We start from the raw sequence: 23,733 nt of genomic DNA, 5'->3' as shown, positions 1-23,733 counted from the left end.
TACAATAGATCTTCTTGGGGCCGATCCGGATTCGACGTGGGTCGCGAAACAACTCAGGGCATGCCGAGCACCAGTACGCTCGTTAAACCACTGGAACACTACAAACGCCAACGACGAGCGTTTCGCTCTCGCCGCTTAAGCGGTGAGCCGCTGCACTGATCTGTCCTTGGGTCAGGCGGGGGAAGGCAACTTCCTAGGGGGGCAACCCTCGAACCGCAGCAGCGACATTCACAAGGAATCGGTTTGAACTGGGGTCACACGGTTCAAATTTAAATTACGTGAATCGCTCTGGTCCGGCCTGTCGGTTGGCTAAGTCCAGGGTTAAAACCAAATAAATCGACTACGCATGTAGAACTGGTTGCGGAGGGCTTGCGGACGGGGGTTCAATTCCCCCCGGCTCCACCAAATACCGCAGAAGGCCGGTCTGATTCAAAGTCAGACCGGCCTTATTTATTTGCCTGCGCCGGCCGGCGCTGTGCTCACACCTCCAGCCTGAACTGCGGCAAGGTGATCTCGTCCGACACCTGCTCGAAACACACCCGCACCCGGCTTCCTATCCGGACCGCCTCGGGCGGGGTGTCGATGATGTTGGCCATCATGCGCACGCCTTCGTCCAGGTCGATCATGGCGACGACATATGGCACTTTTTCGCTCAGGGCGGCATTGCTCGGACGCCGGTTGACGGTGTAGGTGTAGACGGTGCCCAGTCCTGCGGAGTCGATCCACTCGATGCTGTCGGACAGGCAGGCGGTGCAGAATTCGCGCGGATAGAACTGGCGCGTCTTGCAGCAGGCGCATTGCTGGATGACCAGGCGGCTTTCCTTCGCCGCGTCCCAGTAAGGCTGGGTGATCCGGGTCGGTTGCGGCAGCGGGCGTTGGGCGAGTTCCATGGTCAGACTCCGAGTATCAGGGTGGTGTTGCAGGAAAAAACCAGGCCTGGCGCGTGCACCAGGGCCAGTTCGGCGCGGGGCAGCTGGCGCTCGCCGCATTCCTTGCGCAATTGGTGCACGGCCTCGAGCAGCAGCAGCATGCCGAACTGGCCGGGATGGTTGTAGGACAGGCCGCCGCCCGAGGTATTGATGGGGAAGTCGCCCCCCGGAGCCAGGCGTCCGTCCGCCACGAAGGCCCCACCCTCCCCGCGCTTGCAGAAGCCCAGTTCTTCCAGCGACTGGATCACGCCGATGGTGAAATGGTCGTAGATCTGCACCACGTCGATGTCGGCGCGCGTGACGCCGGCCATGGCGAGCGCGGCGTCGGCCGTCTGCGCCACATTGGTGTCCAGCCAGTCCGCCGTGTTGAAGGGCGTGTAGTGGTGCGAGAAGGATTCGGCGATGCCCATCACGTAGACCGGCGGCCGCTTGAGCTCTAGCGCTCGCGCCGCGGACGTGATGATGACCGCGCCGCCGGCGTCGGTCACCAGGCAGCAGTCGCGCTGGCGCAAGGGGTCGGCAATCAACTTGGACGCCATGACTTCCTCGATCGAGGTGTCCTCGCGGCGGTAGGCCTTGGGGTTGAGCTGCGCCCATTTGCGCGCCGCCACCGCCACTTCGGCCAGGTCCTTGTGGGTGGTGCCGTAGCGCTGCATGTGCAGCTGCGCCACCATCGCGTAGTAGCCGATAGGGCTCAGCTGCCCATACGGCGTGATGAACTGTCCGCGCGGCATGCGCATGTCTTCGGGCGTGCCGCCCACCTTGCGCGTGCCGTCCGACAGCTGGGTGCTGCCGTAGGCCACCAGCGCCACCTCGCACATGCCGGCCTCGATGGCGGCCATGGCGTGGCGGATGTGCATGACGCTGGACATGCCGCCCACGCTGGTCGAATCCACATAGCGCGGCCGTATGCCCAGGTATTCCGCCAGGTGCAGCCCGGCGAACTTGTCGTCCACGTGCGCGAACACGCCGTCGACGTCCTTGAGCGTCAGGCCGGCATCGCGCAGCGCGCGGGTCGCTGCCTGCGCCTGCAGGTCCAGCGAGGTCATCCCGGGCACTTTCCCCAGGTCGGATTCGGCGGCGCCGACGATGGCAACCGATTTCGAGAGATGCTTGCTCATGTAGGGATCTGTTCCTGTCGAAGTCGAAGAAGAAGAAAGTTCAAAGCGTCCGTGCGATCAGCTCTCGCATCACTTCCGAGGCACCGCCGTAGATCCGGTTGGGCCGCACGTCGGTGTAGGCGCGGGCGATGGGGTATTCACGCATGTAGCCGTAGCCGCCGTGGAACTGCAGCAGGTCGTCGATGGCGCTGGTGGCTTCAGATGCCCACAGCTTGGCCATGGCCGCGCCGCCGGCATCGAGCTCGCCATCCAGGTATTGCTGCACGCAACCGTCGACGAAGGCGCGAGTGGCGGCGGCCAGGGTCTTGATGTCTGCCAGCTTGAAGCGGATGTGCTGGTTGTCGATCAATGCCTTGTCAAAGGCGCGCCTGTCCTTGGTGTAGTCGACGGTCCATTGCAGCGCGCTTTCCAGCGCCATGGCGCAGCGCACCGCGATCATCAGGCGCTCGCGCACCAGTTCCTTCATCAGATAGCCGAAGCCCTGACCTGGCTCGCCCAGCATGTCCTCGTCCGGCACGAACATGTCCTGGAAGAAGAGTTCGGCCGTGTCCTGCGCCTTCTGCCCGACCTTGTCCAGCAGGCGTCCGCGCGTGAATCCGGGCGTCGCGGTATCGACCCAGAACAGGCTGATGCCGCGCGCGCCGGCTGCCGGATCGGTCTTGGCCACCACCAGCACGCGGTCGGCATGGAAGCCGTTGGTGATGAAGGTCTTCTGGCCGTTGATGACGTAGCCGCCCTGCGCGCGGACCGCCGCGGTGCGTATCGCCTTGACGTCGCTGCCCGCGCCCGGCTCGGTCATGGCGATGGACGCCACGATATCGCCCTGGGCCATGCCGGGCAGGTCGCGCTGCTTCTGGCGCTCGGTGCCGAAGTTCAGCAGATACGGCGCGACGATATCGGAATGGGTGGTGAAGCCGGTGACGCCGGTGGCCAGCGCACGGGCGATCTCTTCCACCACGATGATCGTGTGCAGGAAGTCGCCGCCGCCCCCGCCATATTCCTCGGGCGTGCTGGGCAGCAGGATGCCGGCCGCGCCGGCCTTGCGCCACAGTTCGCGCGGCACCAGGCCTTCCTGTTCCCATTGGTAGTGATGCGGCGTGATCTCTTGCGCGATGAAGCGCGCCACGGTGTCGCGGAACAGGTCATGCTCCGCCGAGAAAAGCTTGCGCTGCCGATTCATGCTGCCTCCTGATCTTTCATGGCGGGCCGCCTAGGCTTGCGGCCAGTAACGTTGCTTGACCAGGCGCTTGAGCAGCTTGCCGGTCTCGGTGCGCGGCATGTCGCTGGAAAAGTCCACGCTCTTCGGGCACTTGATGGGCGAGATCCGGTCGCGGCAATAGTCGATCAACTGCCGCGCCAGGTCGGGGCTGGCCGTGGCCGGATCGCGCAATTGCACGACGGCCTTGACCTCCTCGCCGAACTCCGGGTTCGGCACGCCGACCACTGCTACGTCCGCCACCGCGGGATGCGTGCTCAGCAGGTTCTCGGCTTCCTGGGGATAGATGTTGACGCCGCCCGACACGATCATGTTGGACAGGCGATCGGTCAGGTACAGATAGCCGTCCTGGTCCAGGTAGCCGATATCGCCATAGGTGGCCCAGCCGCGCGCGTTGTAGGCGCCGCGCGTCTTAGCCGGGTCCTTGTGGTATTCGAAGGAGCCGCCGCCGGAAAAATAGATGACGCCAGGCTGGCCCGGGGGCAGTTCGTTCAGCCCGTCCTCGCTCATGATGTGGGCCTGGCCGAACTCCGGCCGGCCGACCGAGCCGCGGTGCGCCAGCCACTCATCGGAGCCCAGCGAGGTGCGTCCCACCAGTTCGGTGCCGCTGTAGTACTCGTACAGGATCGGCCCCCACCACGCGATCATGGCTTCCTTGACGTCGGCGGGACACGGCGCGGCCGCATGCACGGCGTAGCGCAACGTGGACAGGTCGTGGCGCGTGCGCTCCTCCTGCGGCAGGCGCAGCAAGCGGATGAACATGGTCGGCACCCATTGCGAATGCGTGACGCCATGGGTGGCGATGGCCTCCAGCGCAGCGGCCGCGTCGAATTTTTCCATCATCACGCAGCTGCCGCCCGCCCGCAGCGCCGCCATATTCCAGCGCACCGGGGCCGCGTGATAGAACGGCGCGGTGGACAGATAGACGGTGTCGCGGTCGAAAGCTTTCCAGGCGCTGCTGGGCGCATCGCCAACGCGGAAATAGCGGTTGGCCACCGACAGCGGGCGCTTGATGCCCTTGGGCAGCCCGGTGGTGCCCGACGAATACAGGAAGTCCGTGCCTTCCGGGGTTTCAGGCAGGGCCACGTCATCGGCGTAGCGGCCGATCCAGTCTTCGTACGGGATTGCGCTGGCGTCCGCGCCGTCCATGCTGACGCGCAGCACGCCGCGCGCATCCAGCTCGTCCGCATCCGTTTCGGCCTGCGTGTGACCGGAATAGAACAGCACCCGCGCGTCGCAGTTTTCGATGATGTAGCGCGCTTCCTCGCGCTTGAGGTGGCGGCTGATGGTGGTGTAGTACAGGCCGACGCGGTGCGCGGCCCACAACAGTTCGAAGAAGCGCGGATGGTTTTCCAGGAATACCGCGATCACATCGCCGGATTGCAGGCCGGCGTCCAGCATGGCCGCCGCGCATTTGCGGCTGCGCAGTTCCAACTCGCGCCAGGTCACCGTGGTGCCGGACGGAATCATGCGGTAGGCGATGCCATCGGGCATCTCCCGGGCATGGGCTTCAAGTACTGACATGGTTCACCTCTGGTTTTTCTCAATGCGCCAGGCTGGCGGCGCCGTGGCTCAGCACCACCGTGCCGCGCTCGTGGGCCAGCGCGCGGAATTGCAGGCGGTCGCCGTCGCGCCAGATCTCCACGCGCAGCGTTTCGCCCGGGAAGAACGGCGCGGAAAAGCGCGCGGCGATGGCGCCCAGCCGTTGCGGCGCCGCCGGCGCGCAAGCCTGCAGCAAGGCTCGCGCCGCCATGCCGTAGGTGCACAGGCCATGCAGGATGGGCCGGTCGAAGCCGGCGGTGCGCGCCATGTGCGGCAGCGCGTGCACCGGATTGAGATCGCCGTTCAGGCGATAGAGCAACGCCTGCTGCGGCAGCGTGGACAGCAGCACGACCTGATCGGGTTCGCGTTGCGGCGTGGCCGGCAGGGCCTCGGGCGGCTCGTCGCCCTGGCCGAAGCCGCCATCGGCGCGGCAGAACGACACATGCTCCACCGTGGCCAACGGCGCACCGCTCTCAGCATCCGAAATGTCGCGCACGGTGACTACCAGCGCACCCTTGCTGGCGCCTTTGTCCACGACGCGCGTGACGCGGGTCTGGCTGCGCACCGCGCCGGCCGCGGCCAGCGGCGCATGGAAGGTCATGCGGTGCTCGCCGTGCAGGATCTTGACCCAGTCTATGCCGGTGGCCGGATCGGCGGCCCAGCCATTGGGCGCGCCGATGGTGGCCAGGAAAGTCGGCACCACGGCCGTCCCGTCCTCGTGCACGTAGCGCAGCTCGGCTTCATCGGCCGGATCGCTGCCGTAGCCCAGGCCCAGCGCGTAGATCATGCAGTCGCGCGCGCTGTAGCGGTCGACGCGGTCCTCGAACTTCCAGTTGCGCAGGTTTTGATAATCGATTGCCATGGATCATGCCTCCCTACGCATGCCGGCGGCGCCAGGCCGCCGGCATGCTGGTCATTCCGCCTTGATGCCGGCGGCCTTGATGATTTTTTCCCAGCGGTCTTTTTCCGACCGGATGAAGCTGTCGAACTCGGCCGGCGTGCCGCCCAGCGGAATGCCGCCCTGCTGCGCCAGCTGCTTTTTCACCTCTTCATCGGCCAGGACCGCGTTGAGCTCCTTGTTCAACCGCGCGACCACCGCTGGCGGCGTGCGCGCCGCGACCAGCACGCCCAGCCAGGCGCCGACGTCGACATCGGGATAGCCTTGCTCGGCCAGCGTCGGCACGTCGGGCAGGATCTGGCTGCGTTCGCGGGTGGTGACCGCCAGCGCCCGCAGCCTGCCCGCCTTGACCAGCGGCGCCACGGTGATCACGTTCTCGACCGTGAAGTCGACCTGGCCTGCGACCAGGTCGTTGGTCGCGGGCGCGGCGCCCTTGTAGGGCACGGTGACAGCGGTGAAGTCCAGGCGGTTCTTCAGCAGCTCGCCGCCCAGGTGTCCGGACGTGCCGATCATGGAAACCGCCATGGACAGATTGCCCTGCTTCTTGCGGGCATAGTCGCGGAACTCGGCCAGCGTCTTGACCGGCGCGTTGGCGTTGACCACCAGCGCGTTCGGCATGGTGATGATGCGGATCACCGGGGCGAAGTCGGACATGGCGTACGGCAGTTTGCTGTACAGCGTGTAATTGACCGCGTTCGGGCCGCTGCTGCCCATGACCATCGTGTAGCCGTCGGGCTCGGCGCGCAGCAGGCCTTGCATGCCCAGGATGCCGGCCGCGCCTGCCATGTTTTCCACCACCACCGGCTGGCCGAGCCGCTCCGACAGCTTCTTGCCTATCACCCGGCTGGTGATGTCCAGGATCCCGCCGGGCGAACTGGGCGCGATCAGGCGCAGGGGCTTGTTCGGATAGTCATCGGCCGCGTGCGACATCTGCGGCAAGGTCATTGCGGTCATCAGGCCGGCCAGCACTGCCAGCGTGTATCGCCTGCGTGTGTTCATGTATGTCTCCTGATTGGTCTTGTGTCCGCGGGCTTGTGGCGCCCGCTGTCTCGAATCCGGCAAACGGACCCGTTGCCGCGCGTCAGTCCACCTTCATGCCGGTGGCATCGACCACGCCCTGCCACTTCTTCACTTCGCTCTTCAGGAAGGCCCGCGCCTCTTCGGGGCCGCCGGTCAGGGGCCGGGCGTAGATCCGGTCCATGAATTCCTGGACATCCGGCTGCTTGTTGATGTCGGCCACGGCATCGGCCAGCGTCTTCAGGACCGGCGCCGGCACCTTGGCGGGGGCCGCCATGAAGTACACCGCTTCCACGTCGTAGCCCTTGAGGCCGGCTTCCTCGATGGTGGGCAGGTCGGGCATCGCCTTCATGCGCTCGCGCCCGGTGACAGCCAGCGCCTTCAGCTTCTTGGACTGCATCAGCGGAATGGCCGTGGAAACGCTGCCGAACATCATGTCCACGGTGCCCGACATCAGGTCCACCTCGGCCGGCGACACGCCCTTGTAGGGCACGTGGGTCATGTCGACGCCGGCCATGACCTTGAACAGCTCGCCCGCCAGGTGAATGGACGAGCCCATGCCGGCCGAGGCGAAAGTCAGCTTGTTGCCGCCGGCCTTGGCCTTGCTGATCAGGTCGTCGACACCCTGGATGCTGGAGCCGGGCGGCACCACCAGGATGTTGGGCGTGGAGGCCACCATGCCTATGGGCATCAGGTCGCGCTCCCAGTCGTAGGGGTTGCGCTTCATGGCGGCGTTGGCCGCCACATAGTTGGCCGCCATCGCGATGGTGTAGCCGTCGGCCGGGGCCTGCGTCAGCGCCTGGATCGCGATGTTGCCGCCCGCGCCGGGGCGGTTTTCCACGATGAATGTCTGGTTGAAACGTTCGCCGAGCTTTTTGGCGTACAGGCGGGCAAGCAAGTCCGTGGCGCCGCCGGGCGCGAAGCCCACGTACACCCGCACCGGCTTGTCCGGATAAGCGTCGGCCCCGCTGGCTGCGCCTGCGGCAGCCAGGCTCAGTACCGCGGCCAACAATCCCTTCAACATTGCCATGAGTCGATCTCCTTCCGTTTTTTTAGAGATATGGGAATGTCGGGCCAACTTATTCCGACATGCCGAACAGTATAACGACGTGCCGATATTAATTGTCAAGAATTCCGGTGGTGTGTATATTTGTTCGGAACCTCGGAATAAATTCAAACTTGCCAGGCGCCTATCCCGGGATATCGGATTTCGGGCCCAGCGTGCCGGGCGCCATCAGCTACAGAAGGGGAATGGAGATGGACCTGCAACTCACCGGTAAAGTCGCCGTCATCACGGGTTCCGGCCGCGGCATTGGCTATGCGTCGGCACTGGCCCTGGCGCAGGAAGGCGCCCGCATCGTCATTACCGACATCAATCCCGAATCGGTGGAACAGGCGGTAGCCAACCTGAAGCAGGCCGGCCACGAGGCCATCGGCGCCGTGCTCGACGTCTGCGACGCGGAACAGGTGCAGACCATGGCCGAGCTGGCCGCGCACAAGTTCGGCGGCATCGACATCCTGGTCAACAACGCCGGCTTCACGCGCGACAAGTACCTGCTCAAGATGCCGGTGGAGGACTGGGATTCGGTGGTCGACACCATCCTGAAAGGCGCCTACTACTGCACCAAGGCCGCCCTGCCCTCGATGATGGAAAGGAAGTGGGGCCGCGTCATCAACATCGCCTCGCGCGCGCACTGGGGCAATCCCGGCCAGACCAACTACTCGGCTGCGAAGGCGGGCCTGATCGGCTTCACCCGCGCGCTGGCGCTGGAACAGGGCAAGTTCAACATCACCGCCAACGCCATCGCCCCGGGACTGATCGAAACGCCGCTGGTGCGCGGCCTGTCCACCTACGAAACCCTGCGCGCCAATGCGCTGGCGCGCCAGCCGGTGCCACGCCTGGGCGCGGTCGAGGACATTGCCAACGCGGTGGCCTTCCTGGCTTCTGAACGGTCCTCCTTCATCACGGGCGAACTGCTGCATGTGACCGGCGGCCGCTACGCTTCGTAAAACGCTCCTCCCATCCGGAATCCGATCAGCCATGCAAAGCGCAAGCCCTGCCAGCCCATCCCCGCTTCCCGTCCAGCAACCGCTGGAGGTCGGCCATTGCTTCGAATCCGCCGGCCGCACCATTACCGAAAGCGACATCGTCAACTTCGCCTGCCTGTCCGGCGACTTCAACCGCCTGCACGTCGACCACGAGTACGCCAGCACCACGCCCTTCGGCCAGCGCATCGCCCACGGCCTGCTGGTGCTGTCCGTGCTGTCCGGGCTGACCACCCAGTCCAGCGGCTACCGCCAGCTGGAACCCTACGTGCTGGCGCTGATCGACATCAACTGCCGCTTTCCCAAACCCACCTTCATCGGCGACACCATCGTCGTGCGAGTGACGGTGACCGAAAAAACCGGGCAGTACCGGCCGGGCAAGGACAAGGTGGTGTTCCGGCGCGAAGCCGTCAACCAGCGCGGCGAGGTGGTGGTCCAGGCCGACTTCGCGATGGTGCTGCGGTCCATGGAGGGCGCGGCATGAAACCGTTCGCAGACCTGACGCGCTTCGTCAATCCGCGCAATGTGGCCGTGGTCGGCGCTTCTGCCCGCGAATCCAGCCAGGGGCGCCGCCTGTACGACAACCTGGTGCTGCATTCGTCGGTGCCGGGCGAGGTGTACGCGGTCAACCCGGCCTACCAGGAAATCGGCGGCCGGCCCTGCTGGCCATCCATCAGCGCCCTGCCGCCAGCCGAGATCGACGTGGCCCTGATCATGATCAACGCCTCGCTGGTGCTGGATGCCTTGCGGCAATGCGCGGCGCGCGGGATCCCTTTCGCGGTGGTCATGACCTCCGGCTTTTCCGAGGCAGGCGAGGAAGGCCGGCGCCTGGAACGCGAGATCGCCGAGCTGTGCGAGGCTACCGGCCTGCACGTCTACGGGCCGAACTGTCCGGGCTTCGTGAACGTGCGTGACCGCCTGGGCATGACCTTCTCGCCCGCCTTCAAGGACGATCTGAACACCGGCTCCATCGGCTTGGCGACCCAGGGCGGCGGACTCGGCCGCAACCTGCTGCAGGGCCTGTCCTACGGCCAGGGAGTGGGACTGTGGTTCTCCGCCGGCAACGAGGTCGACCTGGAGATTCCTGACTTCATCGCCCACATGGCGAACGATCCGAAAACCAGCGTGATCGCCTTGCTGATGGAAGGCGTGAAGCACGGCAGGCGGCTGACGGCGGCGCTGGAACTGGCGCGCGCCCGCAACAAGCCGGTGGTGGTGTTGAAGGTGGGCCGATCGGAAGCCGGCGTACGCGCCGCGCAGTCGCACACGGCGTCGGTGGCCGGCACGGCTGCGGTCAACAGCGCGGTGTTCCGGCAGTTCGGCGCAATCGAAGTGGACGACCTGGACCAGTTGCTGGCGGTCTCGCGCCTGCTGACGCGCATCACGCCCAAGAGCGGCAACGGCCTGTGCATCCATACCTTCTCGGGCGGCACCGCCGCGCTGGCCGCCGACATCGCCGGCGCAGCCGGCCTGCCGATGGCGGTGTTCGCGCCCGAGACCAAGGCCGCCTTGCGCAAGCTGCTGCCGGATTTCGCCAGTATCGACAACCCGGTAGACACCACTGCCGACATCCTGCGCAACCCCGAAGCCTCGGCGGCCTGCCTGCGCGCGATATGCGCCGACCCGGCGGTGGGTACGGTGCTGCTCCCCATCCCCATGGATTACGGTTCCATCACCGACGGCATGGCGCAGGCCATCGCCACGGTGGCGGCCGAAACCGAAACCCTGATCGTGCCGGTCTGGATGAGCCGGCGGTTGGGCGGCGGTTTCCAACTGCTGGAAACCGCCGGCCTGCTGCCGTTCCTGTCGCTGTCGGACGCGATCGCGGCCCTGTCCAAGGCCATACCGTGGAAGCGGCCCGAACGCGCGACGGCGGCAGCGCCCGCGCACGCCGATGCCGCATCCGACCAGGCCCGCATGCTTAGCGAAGCCGCGGCCAAGGCCATGCTGCGCGCGGCCGGCCTGCCAATACCCGAAGGAGTGGTTGCCGCCAGCGCCGAGCAGGCAGCCCGCGAGGCCGAGCGCCTGGGCTTTCCCGTGGTGATGAAGGTGGTCAGCGCCCAGATCGCGCACAAGACCGAAGCGGGCGGCGTCAAGCTGGGCATCGCCAGCGCCGGCGCGGCGCGCGAAGCCTATGCCACCATTCATGAATCGGTCGCACGCCACCAGCCGGACGCCATCATCGACGGCATCCTGGTGGAGCGCATGCTGCCGCCGGGCGGCCGCGAGGTGCTGGTCGGCGTGCATAGCGATGCGGCCTTCGGCCTGGTGCTGACCTTCGGCCTGGGCGGCATCTTCGTCGAAACCATCCGCGACGTGGCCCACCGCATGGTGCCGTTGTCGCGCGACGATGCGCGCGCCCTGCTGCGCGAGATCCGTTACGCCGACGTGCTGGACGGCGTGCGCGGCCAGGCGCCCGCCGACCTTGCCGCGCTGGAGGACCTGATCCTGCGGGTCTCGGACTTTGCCTGGAGCCGCCGCGACACCTTGCAGGAACTGGAGCTCAACCCGGTCTGGGTCGGCGCCGAAGGACAGGGCGCGATGCCGCTGGACGCGCTGATCGGCCTGCGCCCCGGCGCGGATGCCAGCCTGGAGCAACGCCCCTCATGACCGCCGCCGCAACGCCCTCCTCGACCATCTCCGCCTAGGACTCGCATGGACTTCTCACTGGACTCCACCCAGATCGAATTGCGCGACTCGCTGCGCCGCTACCTGACGGCCGAAGTCGCGCCCATCGTCAACCGCTACGAGGCCGAAGCCCGCGTGGTGCCGCAGGACATGGTCCGCGCCATGCGCGACTTCGGCCTGTTGGGCGGCATGCTGCAGGAAAAGGACGGCGGCTACGGCCTGCCGATGACGACCTACGGCATGCTGATAGCCGAGCTCGCGCGCGTCTGGCCGTCGCTGCGCAGCATCGTCAGCACCAGCAATCTCGCCGCCTCGGTGCTGAGCGACGGCGGCTCGCCCTACCTCAAGGAAAAGTACCTGCCGCGCGTCCTGTCGGGCGACGCGATCGCCAGCTTCGCGCTGAGCGAACCCAACATTGGTTCGGACGCGGCCCATGTCGAAACGCGCGCGGTGCAGACCGAAACCGGCTGGCGGGTCAACGGCCGCAAGCTCTACATCAGCCTGGGCACGGTCTGCGAGCTGGGCGTGGTGTTCGTGCAGACCCAGCGGGATGGCGGCGAACGCGGCGTGTCCTGCCTGCTGTTCGAGCGCGCCATGCAAGGCTTCTCGTCCAGCCCCATCGACAAGATGGGCATGCTGAGCTGCCCGTTGGGCGAGCTGCTGTTCGAAGACGTGGAGATCCCCGCGGCCAACCTGATCGGCGCCGAGGGCAAGGGCTTCGCGCTGGCCAAGAAGTACCTCAACATCGGCCGCTGCGTGGTGGCGTTTTCCGCGTTGGGCATCGCCGAGGCCGCCTATGAGGCGGCGGTAAAATACGCCGGCGACCGGGTCCAGTTCGGCCGGCCCATAGGCGGCTTCCAGCTGGTGCAGCATATGATCGCCGACATGATGACGCTGGTCGAAACCTCGCGCCTGCTGTGCTGGCGCGCCGCCGACGCGCTGGACCGCAACGCCGCCGACAGCCAGATGCTATGTTCGATGGCCAAGCGCCATGCCACCGACGCCGTGCTGCGCGTGGCGGAACTGTCCATGCAGGTGCATGGCGGCGCGGGCTACACCACGCTGTTCCCCGTCGAGCGTCATTACCGCGACGCCCGCCACCTGAGCATTGCCGAAGGCACCAACCAGATCCAGGCCCTGCTCATGGCGCAAAGCGTATTAGGCATTTCCGCGTTGAAATGACCGGCTACGCAAACGCCCGGGCCGGTTCCACTATCCACTCCGACATCCTATGCCGCAAATCCTCCCTACCGCACAGCGCGTGCTGCAAGTCTTCGAAGTCTATGCGCGGGAACGCCGTCCCCTGACGAATTCGGAAATGGCGCGCTTTCTCGACCTGGCCGACAGCAGTTGCTCGGACCTGCTCTACACGCTGCGCCAGGCAGGCTACCTGTTGCGCACGCCCAAGTCGCGCTACTTCCACCCGACGGGCAGGCTGCTCGACGTGGCCCAGGGCATTTCGGCGGCCGACCCGCTGCAAGCCTTCGCGTCCGAAGCGCTGGAGATCCTGACGCGCCAGTCCGGCGAATCCTCGATGTGCGGCCTGCTGGACGGCAACAAGGTGAAGATCTACGCCAGCCAGGAAAGCCCGCGCGCCTTGCGTTACGTGGTGCAGCCCGGCACCACCTTCGACCTGCAGGTCGCGGCGCTGGGCAAGGCGCTGCTGGGTGAAATGGACGCCGCAGAACGCAACGCCGTGATCGATGCGCTGCCGTTCGAACACGTCACGGCCAGCAGCATCACCGACCCCGGCACCTTGCGCACGCAGATCGAATCCCAGCTGGAAAAGAAGTACTTCCACACCCGCGACGAAGGCAATGAAGGCGTCTCGGCCATCGGCATCGCCGGGCGTGTCGGCGGACAGTTGACTGCCCTGTCCATCGTCGGCCCGACCCATCGCATGGACGCCAACATGGAGAAGTACACCCAGGTCATCCTGGACGCGCGCGCCGAATTCTTCGAAGCCTGAGAACCCGACACATCATGGAGTGACGATAGACATGGCTGGTCCCCTGAACGGATTGACGGTGGTGGAAATGGCCGGCATCGGGCCCGGCCCGTTCTGCGCCATGATGTTGGCGGACATGGGCGCGGACGTGATCCGCATCGACCGGCTTGCGCCCGGCTTCCTGGGCGGCGGCGGCACCATCATCGACCGGGGCCGGCGCACGATCGCGCTGGATCTCAAGAAGCCCGGCGCGACCGACATCGTGCTGCGGCTGCTGGACCGGGCGGACGCCTTGCTGGAAGGCTTCCGGCCGGGCGTGATGGAAAGGCTGGGCCTGGGGCCGGACGAATGCCTGGCGCGCAATCCGCGGCTGGTGTACGGACGCATGACGGGCTGGGGCCAGGACGGACCGCTGGCGCAGGCGGCCGGCCATGACCTTAACTACATCGCCATCACCGGCGCGCTGCACGCCATGGGACATGCCGACCGGCCGCCGACGCCGCCGCTGCATCTGGTCGGCGACATGGCCGGCGGCGCCATGATGCTGGCCTTCGGCGTGCTTTGCGGCCTGCTCGAGGCCGGCCGCACGGGCCGGGGCCAGGTGGTGGACGCAGCCATCTGCGACGGCGCGTCCCTGCTGGCGAGCGCCTACCACGGCAAGCTGCAAGACGGAGGCTGGATCAACCAGCGCCAGTCCAACATGCTGGACGGCGGCGCCCATTTCTACGGATGCTATGCCTGCGCGGACGGCAAGTACGTTTCCATCGGCGCGATCGAACCGCAGTTCTACCGCCTGCTGCTGGAGCGTTGCGGCATCGACGACCCGGACTTCCAGCAGCAATGGGAACGCGCGCAATGGCCGCAGCTGCGCGCCAAGCTGGCCGGCATCATCGCGGGCCGCACCCGCGAGCAATGGTGCGCGCTGCTCGAAGGCACGGATGCCTGCTTCGCGCCGGTGCTGGACTTCGAGGAAGCGCCGCGGCACCCCCACCATGTGGCGCGCAACAGTTTCATCGAAACCGGCGGCATCGTGCACCCCGCCCCCGCGCCGCGGCTTTCGCGCACGCCCGGGCAGGCTCGCGCAGTGCCCGCGGCCGGCGCGCACACGGAAGAATTGCTGGCGGAACTGGGCCTGGCGCCAGCCGAGATCCAGGCCCTGCGTGAACGCGGCGCCATCGCCTGAGCGCCCGCGGCAGCTTGCGGCCGGATCCGCATGGCGCGGCCCGGCCATCATGGAAGGCAGACATGGAGACCGATCCGATGCAAGTCATCTCTAGCGAGTTCAAGACCCTGCTCTATGCCGTGGAAGGCGGCGTCGCCACCATCACGCTGAACCGCCCCGCCCAGCGCAACGCGCTGGACATGGTCATGCGCGAAGAGCTGGCCCATCTGGTGGGCGAGATCCGGCGCGACCGCGGCGTGCGCGTCGTGATCCTGGCCGGCGCGGGCGGCGCCTTCTGCTCGGGCGGCGACATCTCCACCATGGGCTCCGGCGGCTCCGCCGAAGAGGCGCGCGAACGCATGGCCAGCCTGCTCCTGACGATAGAAGGCCTGATCACGCTGGACCGGCCGGTGATCGCGGCGGTCGACGGCCCGGCCTATGGCGCCGGGCTGGGCCTGGCCCTGACCGCCGACCTGATCCTGGCCTCGCCGCGGGCGCGCTTCTGCCTGTCCTTCCTGCGGCTGGGGGCCATCCCCGATTGCGCCACCATGTACACGCTGCCGCGCATGGTGGGCCTGCAACGCGCCAAGGAACTGGCCTTCTCCACCCGCGAATTCGAGGCGCAGGAAGCCCGCGACATGGGCATCGTGTTCGAGATCCAGCCGCAGGAGGCGATCCACGAGCGCGCGCGGCAGATCGCGCTGTCCATGGCAGAACTGCCCATGGCGGCGCTGGCGATCACCAAGCGCGGCTTCAACGCTTCACTCAACAGCGACCTGAACGCGATGCTGGACCTGGAAGCCGCGGGCCAGGGCGTGGCCCGCTCCACCGACTACCACCGCGAGGCGGCCGGCCGCTTTCTCGACAAGGTGGCGCAACGCTTCCAGTGGCCGGCGGCCGGCCTCTAGCCCGAGGTCCGCGCGCTTGCCCGCCGCGCCAGCGTGCAGTAGTACTCGGCCGCCGGCGTCAGCGGCAGGCCGGCGCGCTGCACGATACATACCGGCGGCGCGGGCAGCGGTTCCTTGACGCGGATTTCCTGGAACACGCCTTGCAGCAGCGGATACTGCAGCCATTGCACCGGCAGCATCATCAGCAGGTCGGAATTGGTCAGGGCCGTGATGAAGGTCAGCGCGGACTGGGCCTTCAAGGCCAGGTGCGGCGGCGGCAGGCCATGCTTCTCGAACAGCGGACCCAGCTCTTCTTCGGCCTTGTGCGTGATGGAGGTGGTGATCCATTGCGCCCCGGCCAGGTCGCGCAGGGAACGGGCGCGCGCCAGCGGATGGCCCTTGCGGCCGATGATCACGCGCGTGTTGTCGAAGAGCTTTTCCACCTGTAGTTCGCCAGGCGTGCGCGCGGGCACCGGCCCGATGTAGAAGTCCACGGTGCCATCCAGCAGGGACGCCTCCACCAGCGGGTAGACCCCGTCGATGATCTCCAGATGAGTATCCGGGTAGCGCGCCCGGAACTCGCGCAACACTTCGGCGAACAGTCCCAGATGCGGCGCGGTCGACATGCACAGCGTGACGCGTCCGCGGGACGCGCCGTTCAACTGGCCGATCTCGTCGCGCGCACGCTGCAGCTCATGGCGGATGGCGTTGGCCCGCCTGAGGAACACAGCGCCCATGGGGGTCAGGCGCACGCCCTTGGCATGCCGTTCGAACAGCACGCACCCCAGCTCTTTCTCGAGTTCGCGGATGCTGCGCGAGATGGCCGGCTGAGGCGCGTCCAGATGGCGGGCCGCGGCCCTGACGCCGCCGCGTTCGGCCACGGCCAGGAAATCCCGCAGGGTGTTGAGCTTCATGGAAGTGAATCAAATTTGATATCGGCAAGCCAATTCTGCCATCTTTCAGCATCATGGACATAGGCCTAGGATGCTTCCAAAGCCTGCAGGTGAGCAGGCAACCGAGGAGACCGAAGGTGGAGAAGCGAGCCTCGCCCCGCGTGCTGATCGTGGGCGCCGGACCGGCCGGACTGAGTCTGGCGATCGAACTGGGGCACAGAAGGATTCCGTGCCTGCTCATCGAGCGCAACGACCGCGTGGGATACGCACCACGCGCCAAGACGACCAATGTGCGCACGCGCGAACACCTGCGCCGCTGGGGCATCGCCGACCGATTGCGCGCGGCGTCGCCGCTGGGCGCGTACTACCCCTCCAACGTCGTGTTCTGCACCCGCCTGGCCGGCGTCGAACTCGGGCGGCACGAGAACGCCATGTACTGCGCCCCCGGCCGCAATCCGCTGTACTCGGAACACGCGCAGTGGATACCCCAGTACACCGTGGAAGAGGTCTTGCGTTCGCATGCCTCCTCGCTACCCGACGTGGAGATACGATTCCGCTCCGAGCTGCTGGACCTGACGCAGGATGCCGGCGGAGTGCACGCCCGCTTGCGCGATCTGGCGCAAGGCCGGGACATCGAACTGGAAGTGGATTACCTGGTGGGCGCCGACGGCGCCCGCAGCCTGGTGCGGGACCTGATCGGCACGCGCATGGAAGGCAGCTACGGGCTGTCCCGCAACTACAACATCGTGTTCCGCGCCCCCGGACTGGCCCAGGCCCATCGGCACGGCCCCGCCATCATGTACTGGCAGATCAACGGCGACGCGCCCAGCCTGATCGGTCCGATGGACAGCGGCGACACCTGGTTCTTCATGCCCACTCACGTGGACCCGCAGCAACGGGCCAGCGACATCGACGCGCGCGCCATGATCGCCCGCGCCACCGGCATCGACCTGCCATACGAGGTGCTCAGCAGCGACGAGTGGACCGCCAGCAAGCTGCTGGGCGACCGCTACCGCCAAGGGCGCGTCTTCCTGGTGGGCGATGCCTGCCATCTGCATCCGCCCTTCGGCGGCTATGGCATGAACATGGGGGTGGCCGACAGCGTGGACCTGGGCTGGAAGCTGGCCGCGGCGCTGCAAGGCTGGGGCGGCCCCGCCCTCATCGACAGCTATGAACGGGAACGCCGGCCCGTGCACCAATGGGTGCTCGACGAAGCCGAACACAACCATTCGATCCTCGGCAATCATTTGCTGGCGGACCATCTTGAAGACGCTGGCGCCGCAGGCGAGCGGGCGCGCCAGGAAGCCGGCGCGCGCATCCGCGCGGCGAAGATGCGCGAGTTCTCCACCCTGGGCGTGGTGCTGGGCTACCAGTACGCGGACTCTCCCGTCATCGTGCCCGACGGCAGCCCCGAGCCGGCCCGGGACTTCATCAACTACACGCCCTCGTCCCGTCCCGGCGCCCTGGCGCCGCATGCCTGGCTGCATGACGGCAGCTCGCTGTACGACCATTTCGGCCCGGGTTTTACCCTGCTGGCCTTGCCCACGGCAGCCGCCCGCGACGTCGATGCCGCCGTATCCGCAGCGCAGGCTGCGGGCGTGCCCTTGACGCTGATCCGTCCGGACGAAGGCGGCGTGGCCAACCTCTACCCCGCCCCGCTCACCCTGATCCGGCCCGACCAGCACGTCGCCTGGCGCGGCGCCGCGTGGCCGGATACCGACCTGTACGCCCGGGTGACAGGGCGCAACTGAAACCACAGCCGGCGCAGTGCTGCCCCGCGCCGCCGCCATCCCAGCCTAGAGAGATCCGCCGCCAAGGCGGACGACAGGAGACCTACCATGATCCGCAATGAAGATCTGGCGCATGCCGAACAGGCTGTCGCCGGCTTTCGCAACCGCGTCCTGCCCTTGCTGTTCGCAGGATATCTGCTCAACTTCCTGGACCGCACCAACATCAGCTATGCGCAGCTGCAGATGGGCGCGGACCTGGGCATCTCCCTGGCGGCCTACGGGTTCGGCGCGGGGCTTTTCTTCATCGGCTATGCCAGCGTATGCGTGCCCGCCAACCTGGCGCTGCAACGCTTCGGCGTCCGGCGCTGGCTGGCCTGCATGTTCCTGGCCTGGGGCCTGGTCTCCTGCCTGATGGCCGCGCTGCACGGTGAAAAATCGTTCTACGCGCTGCGCTTCCTGCTGGGCGTGACGGAAGGCGGTTTCATTCCCGCCGTCAACTTCTACATCGCATCCTGGATTCCGCCGCGCTACCGCAGCCGCATCAATTCGATCTTCATCATGGCGCTGCCGCTGGCCATGATCTTCGGCGGGCCACTGGCGGGCGCGCTGCTGAAGATCGACGCCGGCATGCCGGGCTGGCGCTGGCTGTTCCTCATCGAAGGCCTGCCCACCATGCTGCTGGGCTTGATGATCCTGCGCTACCTGCCCGGCACGCCGCAGGAGGCCCGCTGGCTCAGCGACGGCCAGCGCCAGGGCTTGCGCGCCGTCATGGAACACGAGGCTCCGGCCCGCACGGCCTTCCCCTCCGCTTCCTGGACGCACGGATTCGCCGTCTTCCGCCAGCCCATGCTGTGGGGCCTGCTGTTGATCTTGCTGGCCGCGTATGCCGCGACCTTTGCCCTGGCGTACTTTCTTCCGACCATACTCAAGCAGCTGTACGGCATCACGCCGCTGGAAATCGGCGCGCTGCTGATGATTCCCAACGTCGTGGCGCTGGTGTTCAGCTACGTGGTCGGACGCAGCAGCGAACGCACCGGCGACATCCGCTGGCACCTGGCGGTCGTCTGCCTGGCGGGCGCGGGCGGCTTCCTGATGCTGCACGGCGCGGCGATGGTGTCCCTGGCGGCATTCCTGGCCGTGGTGTCCATCATCACCGGCTACACCATCGCGTACTACGGTCCGCTCAATGCCGCGGTGCAGAACTACATCGGCGCGAGCGCCGGCCCCCTGGCGCTGGTTACGACCATCGGCTCGCTGGGTGGCTTCTTCGGCCCGACCCTGACCGGCGCGGTCATGCAGGCCAGCGGCGGCGAATGGGAACTCGCGGCCCAGGTGTTCGCCCTGGCGACGCTGGCGAGCGCGGGCCTGGCGATCCTGTGCGTGCGCAACCGGCGCGCGGCGCCGGCCGCGCAAGCAGCGGCCTCCGGCACCTGAAATCGACACAACCTACATAGCGAGTCAGACATGAGCACGAACACTCAAGCAAGGACCGCCGTCATCACCGGCGGCGCAAGCGGGATCGGCCAGGAATGCGCGCGGCAGCTGCGCGCCGAAGGCTGGCAGGTCGTGGTATGGGACCGGAGCGCCGCGGATGACGCCGTGGCCGTCGACGTTTCGGACTACGCCAGCGTAGCCCGCGCGGCGGCACAGCTGGACGGCGTAGACCTGCTGATCAACGCCGCCGGCATCGCCGGCAGCCGTGCCCCGGTCGCGGAAAAGGACCCCGCGGAATGGGCCCAGGTCCTGGCGGTGAACCTCAACGGCACCTTCCATTGCGCGCATGCCCTGTATCCGGCGCTGCGCGCCCGCGGCGGCGTCATCGTCAACATCGCGTCGGTGGCCGGCATGGTCATGATGAAGGGCCGCGCCCACTACGCCGTATCGAAGGCCGGCGTGGCGACGCTGACGCGGTCGCTGGCCAATGAATGGGCCGAGGACGGCATCCGGGTCATCGCGGTGGCGCCGGGCTACGTCAAGACGCCCTTGATCCAGCATTCCATCGACGCGGGCGAACTGGACGAAGCGCGGCTTGCGGCCATGCATCCGATGAACCGCCTGGCGACTACCCAGGAAATCGCGGCGTCGATCATCGCGTTGACCAGGCCGCCGTTCCTGTTCATGACGGGTTCGGTCGTCACCATCGACGGCGGCATGACGCTGGGTAAATAGTTCGGGGTATCGCGCGAAAGCAACAGTTTGTCCCCAAATTTTCCGGCAATCCCCTTTTATTGAAATAAACCGTCACATATTACGATTACTTTCAATCCATAATCTACGCAAGAAAATGCCACCGGCGTAGGGGGCCCGCTCTTGCGATGAAAGTCCTTTCCATATTCGGGACCCGTCCCGAAGCGATCAAGATGGCGCCCCTGGTGTCCGCGCTGCAAGGCGAACCCCGGATCCAGAGCGTCGTCTGCGTGACGGGCCAGCATCGCGAGATGCTGGATCAGGTGATGGCCCTGTTCGACCTGCGGGCGCAGCACGACCTGGACATCATGGTGCCCAACCAGACGCTCAACGGCCTGTATGCGCGGCTGATCAGCCGGGTGGACAGCGTGCTGGAGGCGGAGCAGCCCGATTGCGTGCTGGTCCACGGCGACACCAGCACCGCATCGGCCTGCGCGCTGGCGTCTTTCCACCGCCGCGCGCGCATCGGCCACGTCGAAGCCGGCCTGCGCACCGGCGATCTGGCCAAGCCCTTCCCCGAGGAAATGAACCGCCGCGTGGTCGACGCGGTGGGCGACTGGCTGTTCGCGCCGACTGCGCAATCGCGCGCCAACCTGTTGCGCGAAAACCTCTCGGGCCGCATCACGGTCACAGGCAATACCGTGATCGACGCGCTGGCCATGACCTGCGCCAAGCTCGCGCCCGAAGGTGCGCTGGCGCAGCAATTGGCGGCACGCTACGGCTGGCTGGATCCGCAGCGCCGCCTGCTGCTGGTGACCGGACACCGGCGCGAAAGCTTCGGCGAGGGCTTCCGGAACATCTGCGCCGCCCTGGCCGAACTGGCGCGGCGCGAAGACCTGCAGATCGTCTACCCCGTGCACCTGAATCCGCAGGTGCGCAACGTGGTGATGGCTCAACTGGACGGCCTGTCGCGCGTGCATCTGATCGCCCCGCTGGATTACCTGGACTTCGTCTGGTTCATGCAGCGCGCCTACCTGATCCTGACCGACTCGGGCGGGGTGCAGGAAGAAGCGCCCTACCTCGGCAAGCCGGTATTGGTGATGCGCGACGTCACCGAACGCCCGGAAGCCGTGCAGGCCGGCACCGTGACGCTGGTCGGCACCGATACGCAGCGCATCCTGGCCGAAGTGAACCGCTTGCTCGACAACCCGGAACTGCACGCTTCGTTCTCGCGCCGCATCAATCCCTATGGCGACGGCCTCGCCAGCCAGCGCATCGTCGATGCGCTTTGCGGCCGCGCCGTATCCGAGTTTGCGCCTCAAGCACCGGCCGCGGCCCGTTAGCCGCCCCATGCCCCTCACCACCGGAGCCCTCATGCCCCATGCCCCGCATTCCCCCGCCGCCCGCACCCTCTGCCGCGCGCTGATCGCCGCCGGGTTGCTGCTCCCCTTGGGAGCGATGGCCAGTCCCGCGGGCGACGCCTTGCGGCGCTTGCTGGGCGACGACTGGGTCACGCGCGACACCAGCCTGGAAGACCTGGGCATCCGCGAACCGGTGGTGCTGAGCAACAGCGATGCGCGCCAGGAGTTCTACCTGCCGGTACCCCGCGGCGTGCCGATAGCCGACGCCACGCTCGATTTCGACGCGCGCTACATCAAGGGCGAACCGGGCCGCGCCAGCATGGTGTTATGGGTGGACGGCGTGCCGCAGACGGCGCAGCGCATCGCCGACGGCGAGGGGTCGGCCACGCGCAAGCTGAACGTGGAGCAACGCGTGCGCGACACCGGCTTCGTGCGCCTGGCGGTGGACTGGCAATCGGAGATCGCGCAGCGCCAGTGCGAAAGCAACCGCGCCACCGCCAACGCCTTGATGGTGTCGCCGCGCACGCGCCTGAGCTACCGCTACGACGCCTCGGCCATCGGCAGCCTGGACGAAGCCTGGAGCACCCTGCCCGGCAAGCCCGTGCTGATGGTGGCGGGCGCCAAGCTCGACCAGCAGGCTTTCGACAGCGCCTGGCGCATGGGCGTGGCGATGGAGCGCAGCGGCAAGCGGGTCGCAGTCCGCGCCTTCCCGGCGGTGGGCGACGAGATCGACACCCGCGGCCTGCAGGCCCCGAACGGACTGGGGCAAGTGCAGGCGTTCGCAGCCCTGGCGGGCAAGGACAAGCACAAGCTGGCCAACGCCGCGGAGATCGGCGCGCTGCTGGTCATGGGCGCGCCCGCCGTCAGCGGCGACGTGGTGATCGCCGACGCCGCGCTGCGCGCCCGCTACAACGAGGCGCTGGACGCCTTGCAGGCGCAATTGGCGCAGGACGGCGACGCCGCCGAGGCCTTCCAGGCCTGGCGCCAGCGGCGCATGCCCCTGGCCGGCCAGGACCTGCCCTCCAAGGAGATCCGCCTGGCGCCGCTGGGCCGGCAGGCGGTCATCGCCGTGGCCGCCGACGCCGGCGCGCAAGGCGCGGGTGCCTTCGACACGGCTTGGCGCCGCATCCTGGTCACGCGCCAGGCGCAGGTCAAGACGGCGGAGCCGCCGCAGGCTTCGGGCGAAGATGGCATGCGCCTGACCGCGTTGGGCGGATCGTCCGCCAGCTTCGACGTGGTCGCGCGCGGCGACTGGAACGCCACGTTCGCGCTGGCCGCGGTGTCGGCGGACGGCAGCATGCCGGACGAACTGGTCATGGACCTGGCCGCCGCGCCGGGCGCGTCCGCCACCCGGCCGGTCGCCTCGGTGTTCTGGAATGGCATCCTGCTGGCCGCCAAGCAGATGGACGCCGACGGCCATCCCGAACGCCTGACGGCGCGCGTGCCAGGCTACGCCCTGGGCCTTACCAACGCGGTGCGCGTCACGTTCCAGCGCCAGCCGGTATCGGTGGATTGCAATGAAATCCCGCAAGGCTACCCCGTCAACGTGCTGCCCACCAGCTATGTGAAGCCGGGCCGCGCGCAGCCGGACGGCACCTTCGTGGGGCTGCTGCCGCTGTTGGCCGGCAGCCCCCAGTTGCTGATCCCCGACGGCTATCTGGCCGACGCGCCGGCCAGCCTGCAACGCATCATCGGCATCGCCACGGCCAGCGGCCTGTCCGCCACGCGCGCGGCGCTGTCGCTCACGCCGGCGGGCCAGGCGGCCAAGCCCGGCGGCCCCTTCGTGGCGATGGAGGTCGCGGTGGACGGCGCCAAGCCCATGGTCAAGGTCACGGACCGCAAGCAGCTGACGGTGGACGGCAAGAGCGCGCCCTGGCTCGACGTTTCCGGCCTGGACAACCTGAGCACGGCCGAAGTGGTGCGCGCCGGCGGCCAGGACGGCCTGCTGTGGCACACGCTGGGCCAGCGCCCGGTCATGCCGCAGGCGCCCTTCGTGCTGAACCGCGGCAACATCGCCATCATCGGCGCGGCAGGGCCGCTGGCCTGGATCGACAGCGCCAATCCCGCGGCGGGCCAGCCGCCTGGGGCGGGCGCAAGCGCCTTCTTCGAATGGCGCAACTACCTGTCGTGGAGCGTCCCGGCGCTGAGCGTGGGCCTGCTGGTCCTGCTCCTGATCCTGATCGCCGCATTGCGCGTCACCCGCAGGAAGAACAAGGACAGCAAGTAAC

20 protein-coding genes and 1 other RNA gene are annotated in these 23,733 nt (G+C 67.4%); 13 read left to right on the top strand and 8 right to left on the bottom strand.

Going from position 1 to position 23,733, the window contains the following annotated elements; genetic code table 11:
* Window positions 1-16: 16 nt before the first annotated feature.
* Window positions 17-405: a transfer-messenger RNA gene (ssrA, locus tag HV793_RS23005) on the top strand.
* Between the two features lie 74 nt (window positions 406-479).
* Here ssrA and HV793_RS23000 read toward each other — a convergent pair.
* The 7 genes from HV793_RS23000 to HV793_RS22970 all read right to left on the bottom strand — a co-directional run bounded on the left by HV793_RS23000 (window position 480) and on the right by HV793_RS22970 (window position 7,753).
* Window positions 480-890, bottom strand: a complete 411-nt coding sequence (locus tag HV793_RS23000) for a Zn-ribbon domain-containing OB-fold protein (protein WP_054450873.1) — start codon at window positions 888-890, stop codon at window positions 480-482.
* A gap of 2 nt (window positions 891-892) precedes the next feature.
* Complete coding sequence (locus HV793_RS22995) at window positions 893-2,050, bottom strand: acetyl-CoA acetyltransferase (protein ID WP_175213987.1); 1,158 nt, start codon at window positions 2,048-2,050, stop codon at window positions 893-895.
* A 40-nt stretch (window positions 2,051-2,090) separates the two neighbouring features.
* Window positions 2,091-3,230 (bottom strand): acyl-CoA dehydrogenase family protein, encoded by a 1,140-nt coding sequence (locus HV793_RS22990; protein ID WP_054450868.1) that lies wholly within the window; start codon window positions 3,228-3,230, stop codon window positions 2,091-2,093.
* A gap of 30 nt (window positions 3,231-3,260) precedes the next feature.
* A complete protein-coding gene (locus HV793_RS22985) occupies window positions 3,261-4,790 on the bottom strand; it encodes an AMP-binding protein (RefSeq protein ID WP_175213986.1) in 1,530 nt (509 codons plus the stop codon).
* A 19-nt stretch (window positions 4,791-4,809) separates the two neighbouring features.
* On the bottom strand, window positions 4,810-5,670 hold the full coding sequence (locus HV793_RS22980) for a MaoC/PaaZ C-terminal domain-containing protein (RefSeq protein ID WP_054450862.1): 861 nt from the start codon (window positions 5,668-5,670) through the stop codon (window positions 4,810-4,812).
* Window positions 5,671-5,721: 51 nt separating this feature from the next.
* Complete coding sequence (locus HV793_RS22975) at window positions 5,722-6,705, bottom strand: Bug family tripartite tricarboxylate transporter substrate binding protein (RefSeq protein WP_054450860.1); 984 nt, start codon at window positions 6,703-6,705, stop codon at window positions 5,722-5,724.
* A gap of 82 nt (window positions 6,706-6,787) precedes the next feature.
* Window positions 6,788-7,753, bottom strand: coding sequence for a tripartite tricarboxylate transporter substrate binding protein (locus tag HV793_RS22970; RefSeq protein WP_175213985.1), 966 nt, complete (start codon window positions 7,751-7,753; stop codon window positions 6,788-6,790).
* A gap of 227 nt (window positions 7,754-7,980) precedes the next feature.
* Here HV793_RS22970 and fabG point away from each other — a divergent pair, with 227 nt between their 5' ends.
* The 7 genes from fabG (at window position 7,981) to HV793_RS22935 (ending at window position 15,415) form a co-directional block, all read left to right on the top strand.
* Window positions 7,981-8,733, top strand: coding sequence for a 3-oxoacyl-ACP reductase FabG (gene fabG / locus HV793_RS22965; RefSeq protein ID WP_119450912.1), 753 nt, complete (start codon window positions 7,981-7,983; stop codon window positions 8,731-8,733).
* A 31-nt stretch (window positions 8,734-8,764) separates the two neighbouring features.
* Window positions 8,765-9,253: a MaoC/PaaZ C-terminal domain-containing protein gene (locus tag HV793_RS22960; RefSeq protein ID WP_175213984.1), complete on the top strand. Its 489-nt coding sequence runs from the start codon at window positions 8,765-8,767 to the stop codon at window positions 9,251-9,253.
* Window positions 9,250-11,379, top strand: coding sequence for an acetate--CoA ligase family protein (locus tag HV793_RS22955; RefSeq protein WP_175213983.1), 2,130 nt, complete (start codon window positions 9,250-9,252; stop codon window positions 11,377-11,379). The genes HV793_RS22960 and HV793_RS22955 overlap by 4 nt, the downstream gene beginning before the upstream one ends.
* 45 nt (window positions 11,380-11,424) lie before the next feature.
* Window positions 11,425-12,579, top strand: coding sequence for an acyl-CoA dehydrogenase family protein (locus HV793_RS22950; RefSeq protein ID WP_125472801.1), 1,155 nt, complete (start codon window positions 11,425-11,427; stop codon window positions 12,577-12,579).
* A gap of 49 nt (window positions 12,580-12,628) precedes the next feature.
* Entirely contained in the window at window positions 12,629-13,366 is a 738-nt protein-coding gene (locus HV793_RS22945; RefSeq protein WP_054450848.1) for an IclR family transcriptional regulator, read from the top strand.
* A gap of 31 nt (window positions 13,367-13,397) precedes the next feature.
* The gene (locus HV793_RS22940; protein ID WP_175162857.1) at window positions 13,398-14,528 is read left to right on the top strand and encodes a CaiB/BaiF CoA transferase family protein; all 1,131 of its coding nucleotides are present in this window, start codon (window positions 13,398-13,400) and stop codon (window positions 14,526-14,528) included.
* A 62-nt stretch (window positions 14,529-14,590) separates the two neighbouring features.
* Complete coding sequence (locus HV793_RS22935; protein WP_054450846.1) at window positions 14,591-15,415, top strand: enoyl-CoA hydratase/isomerase family protein; 825 nt, start codon at window positions 14,591-14,593, stop codon at window positions 15,413-15,415.
* On the opposite strand, the gene HV793_RS22930 is transcribed toward HV793_RS22935, so the two are convergent.
* Window positions 15,412-16,308 (bottom strand): LysR family transcriptional regulator, encoded by an 897-nt coding sequence (locus HV793_RS22930; protein ID WP_054450843.1) that lies wholly within the window; start codon window positions 16,306-16,308, stop codon window positions 15,412-15,414. The two genes, HV793_RS22935 and HV793_RS22930, sit on opposite strands and share 4 nt — an antisense overlap.
* A gap of 116 nt (window positions 16,309-16,424) precedes the next feature.
* Between HV793_RS22930 and HV793_RS22925 the strand changes: the two genes are divergently transcribed.
* The 5 genes from HV793_RS22925 (at window position 16,425) to HV793_RS22905 (ending at window position 23,732) form a co-directional block, all read left to right on the top strand.
* Entirely contained in the window at window positions 16,425-18,038 is a 1,614-nt protein-coding gene (locus HV793_RS22925) for an FAD-dependent monooxygenase (protein WP_233564575.1), read from the top strand.
* An 87-nt stretch (window positions 18,039-18,125) separates the two neighbouring features.
* Window positions 18,126-19,451: an MFS transporter gene (locus HV793_RS22920; RefSeq protein WP_175213981.1), complete on the top strand. Its 1,326-nt coding sequence runs from the start codon at window positions 18,126-18,128 to the stop codon at window positions 19,449-19,451.
* A 30-nt stretch (window positions 19,452-19,481) separates the two neighbouring features.
* Complete coding sequence (locus HV793_RS22915) at window positions 19,482-20,186, top strand: SDR family NAD(P)-dependent oxidoreductase (RefSeq protein WP_054450840.1); 705 nt, start codon at window positions 19,482-19,484, stop codon at window positions 20,184-20,186.
* Window positions 20,187-20,332: 146 nt separating this feature from the next.
* Complete coding sequence (wecB, locus tag HV793_RS22910; protein WP_119450919.1) at window positions 20,333-21,487, top strand: non-hydrolyzing UDP-N-acetylglucosamine 2-epimerase; 1,155 nt, start codon at window positions 20,333-20,335, stop codon at window positions 21,485-21,487.
* A 31-nt stretch (window positions 21,488-21,518) separates the two neighbouring features.
* Window positions 21,519-23,732: a cellulose biosynthesis cyclic di-GMP-binding regulatory protein BcsB gene (locus HV793_RS22905; protein WP_175213980.1), complete on the top strand. Its 2,214-nt coding sequence runs from the start codon at window positions 21,519-21,521 to the stop codon at window positions 23,730-23,732.
* Window position 23,733: the final 1 nt, after the last annotated feature.

It is taken from the genome of Achromobacter aegrifaciens (assembly GCF_902859965.1).
Classification (GTDB): Bacteria; Pseudomonadota; Gammaproteobacteria; order Burkholderiales; family Burkholderiaceae_B; genus Achromobacter; species Achromobacter aegrifaciens.
Note: the sequence above shows the minus strand (reverse complement) of the source record. Positions and strands in the feature narration are given on the sequence as shown.

Excerpts from the sequence above, each read along its gene's own strand:
- HV793_RS23000 (WP_054450873.1), bottom strand. The coding sequence starts at position 890 with ATGGAACTCGCCCAACGCCCGCTGCCGCAACCGACCCGGATCACCCAG.
- HV793_RS22995 (WP_175213987.1), bottom strand. The coding sequence starts at position 2,050 with ATGAGCAAGCATCTCTCGAAATCGGTTGCCATCGTCGGCGCCGCCGAA.
- HV793_RS22990 (WP_054450868.1), bottom strand. The coding sequence starts at position 3,230 with ATGAATCGGCAGCGCAAGCTTTTCTCGGCGGAGCATGACCTGTTCCGC.
- HV793_RS22985 (WP_175213986.1), bottom strand. The coding sequence starts at position 4,790 with ATGTCAGTACTTGAAGCCCATGCCCGGGAGATGCCCGATGGCATCGCC.
- HV793_RS22980 (WP_054450862.1), bottom strand. The coding sequence starts at position 5,670 with ATGGCAATCGATTATCAAAACCTGCGCAACTGGAAGTTCGAGGACCGC.
- HV793_RS22975 (WP_054450860.1), bottom strand. The coding sequence starts at position 6,705 with ATGAACACACGCAGGCGATACACGCTGGCAGTGCTGGCCGGCCTGATG.
- HV793_RS22970 (WP_175213985.1), bottom strand. The coding sequence starts at position 7,753 with ATGGCAATGTTGAAGGGATTGTTGGCCGCGGTACTGAGCCTGGCTGCC.
- fabG (WP_119450912.1), top strand. The coding sequence starts at position 7,981 with ATGGACCTGCAACTCACCGGTAAAGTCGCCGTCATCACGGGTTCCGGC.
- HV793_RS22960 (WP_175213984.1), top strand. The coding sequence starts at position 8,765 with ATGCAAAGCGCAAGCCCTGCCAGCCCATCCCCGCTTCCCGTCCAGCAA.
- HV793_RS22955 (WP_175213983.1), top strand. The coding sequence starts at position 9,250 with ATGAAACCGTTCGCAGACCTGACGCGCTTCGTCAATCCGCGCAATGTG.
- HV793_RS22950 (WP_125472801.1), top strand. The coding sequence starts at position 11,425 with ATGGACTTCTCACTGGACTCCACCCAGATCGAATTGCGCGACTCGCTG.
- HV793_RS22945 (WP_054450848.1), top strand. The coding sequence starts at position 12,629 with ATGCCGCAAATCCTCCCTACCGCACAGCGCGTGCTGCAAGTCTTCGAA.
- HV793_RS22940 (WP_175162857.1), top strand. The coding sequence starts at position 13,398 with ATGGCTGGTCCCCTGAACGGATTGACGGTGGTGGAAATGGCCGGCATC.
- HV793_RS22935 (WP_054450846.1), top strand. The coding sequence starts at position 14,591 with ATGGAGACCGATCCGATGCAAGTCATCTCTAGCGAGTTCAAGACCCTG.
- HV793_RS22930 (WP_054450843.1), bottom strand. The coding sequence starts at position 16,308 with ATGAAGCTCAACACCCTGCGGGATTTCCTGGCCGTGGCCGAACGCGGC.
- HV793_RS22920 (WP_175213981.1), top strand. The coding sequence starts at position 18,126 with ATGATCCGCAATGAAGATCTGGCGCATGCCGAACAGGCTGTCGCCGGC.
- HV793_RS22915 (WP_054450840.1), top strand. The coding sequence starts at position 19,482 with ATGAGCACGAACACTCAAGCAAGGACCGCCGTCATCACCGGCGGCGCA.
- wecB (WP_119450919.1), top strand. The coding sequence starts at position 20,333 with ATGAAAGTCCTTTCCATATTCGGGACCCGTCCCGAAGCGATCAAGATG.
- HV793_RS22905 (WP_175213980.1), top strand. The coding sequence starts at position 21,519 with ATGCCCCATGCCCCGCATTCCCCCGCCGCCCGCACCCTCTGCCGCGCG.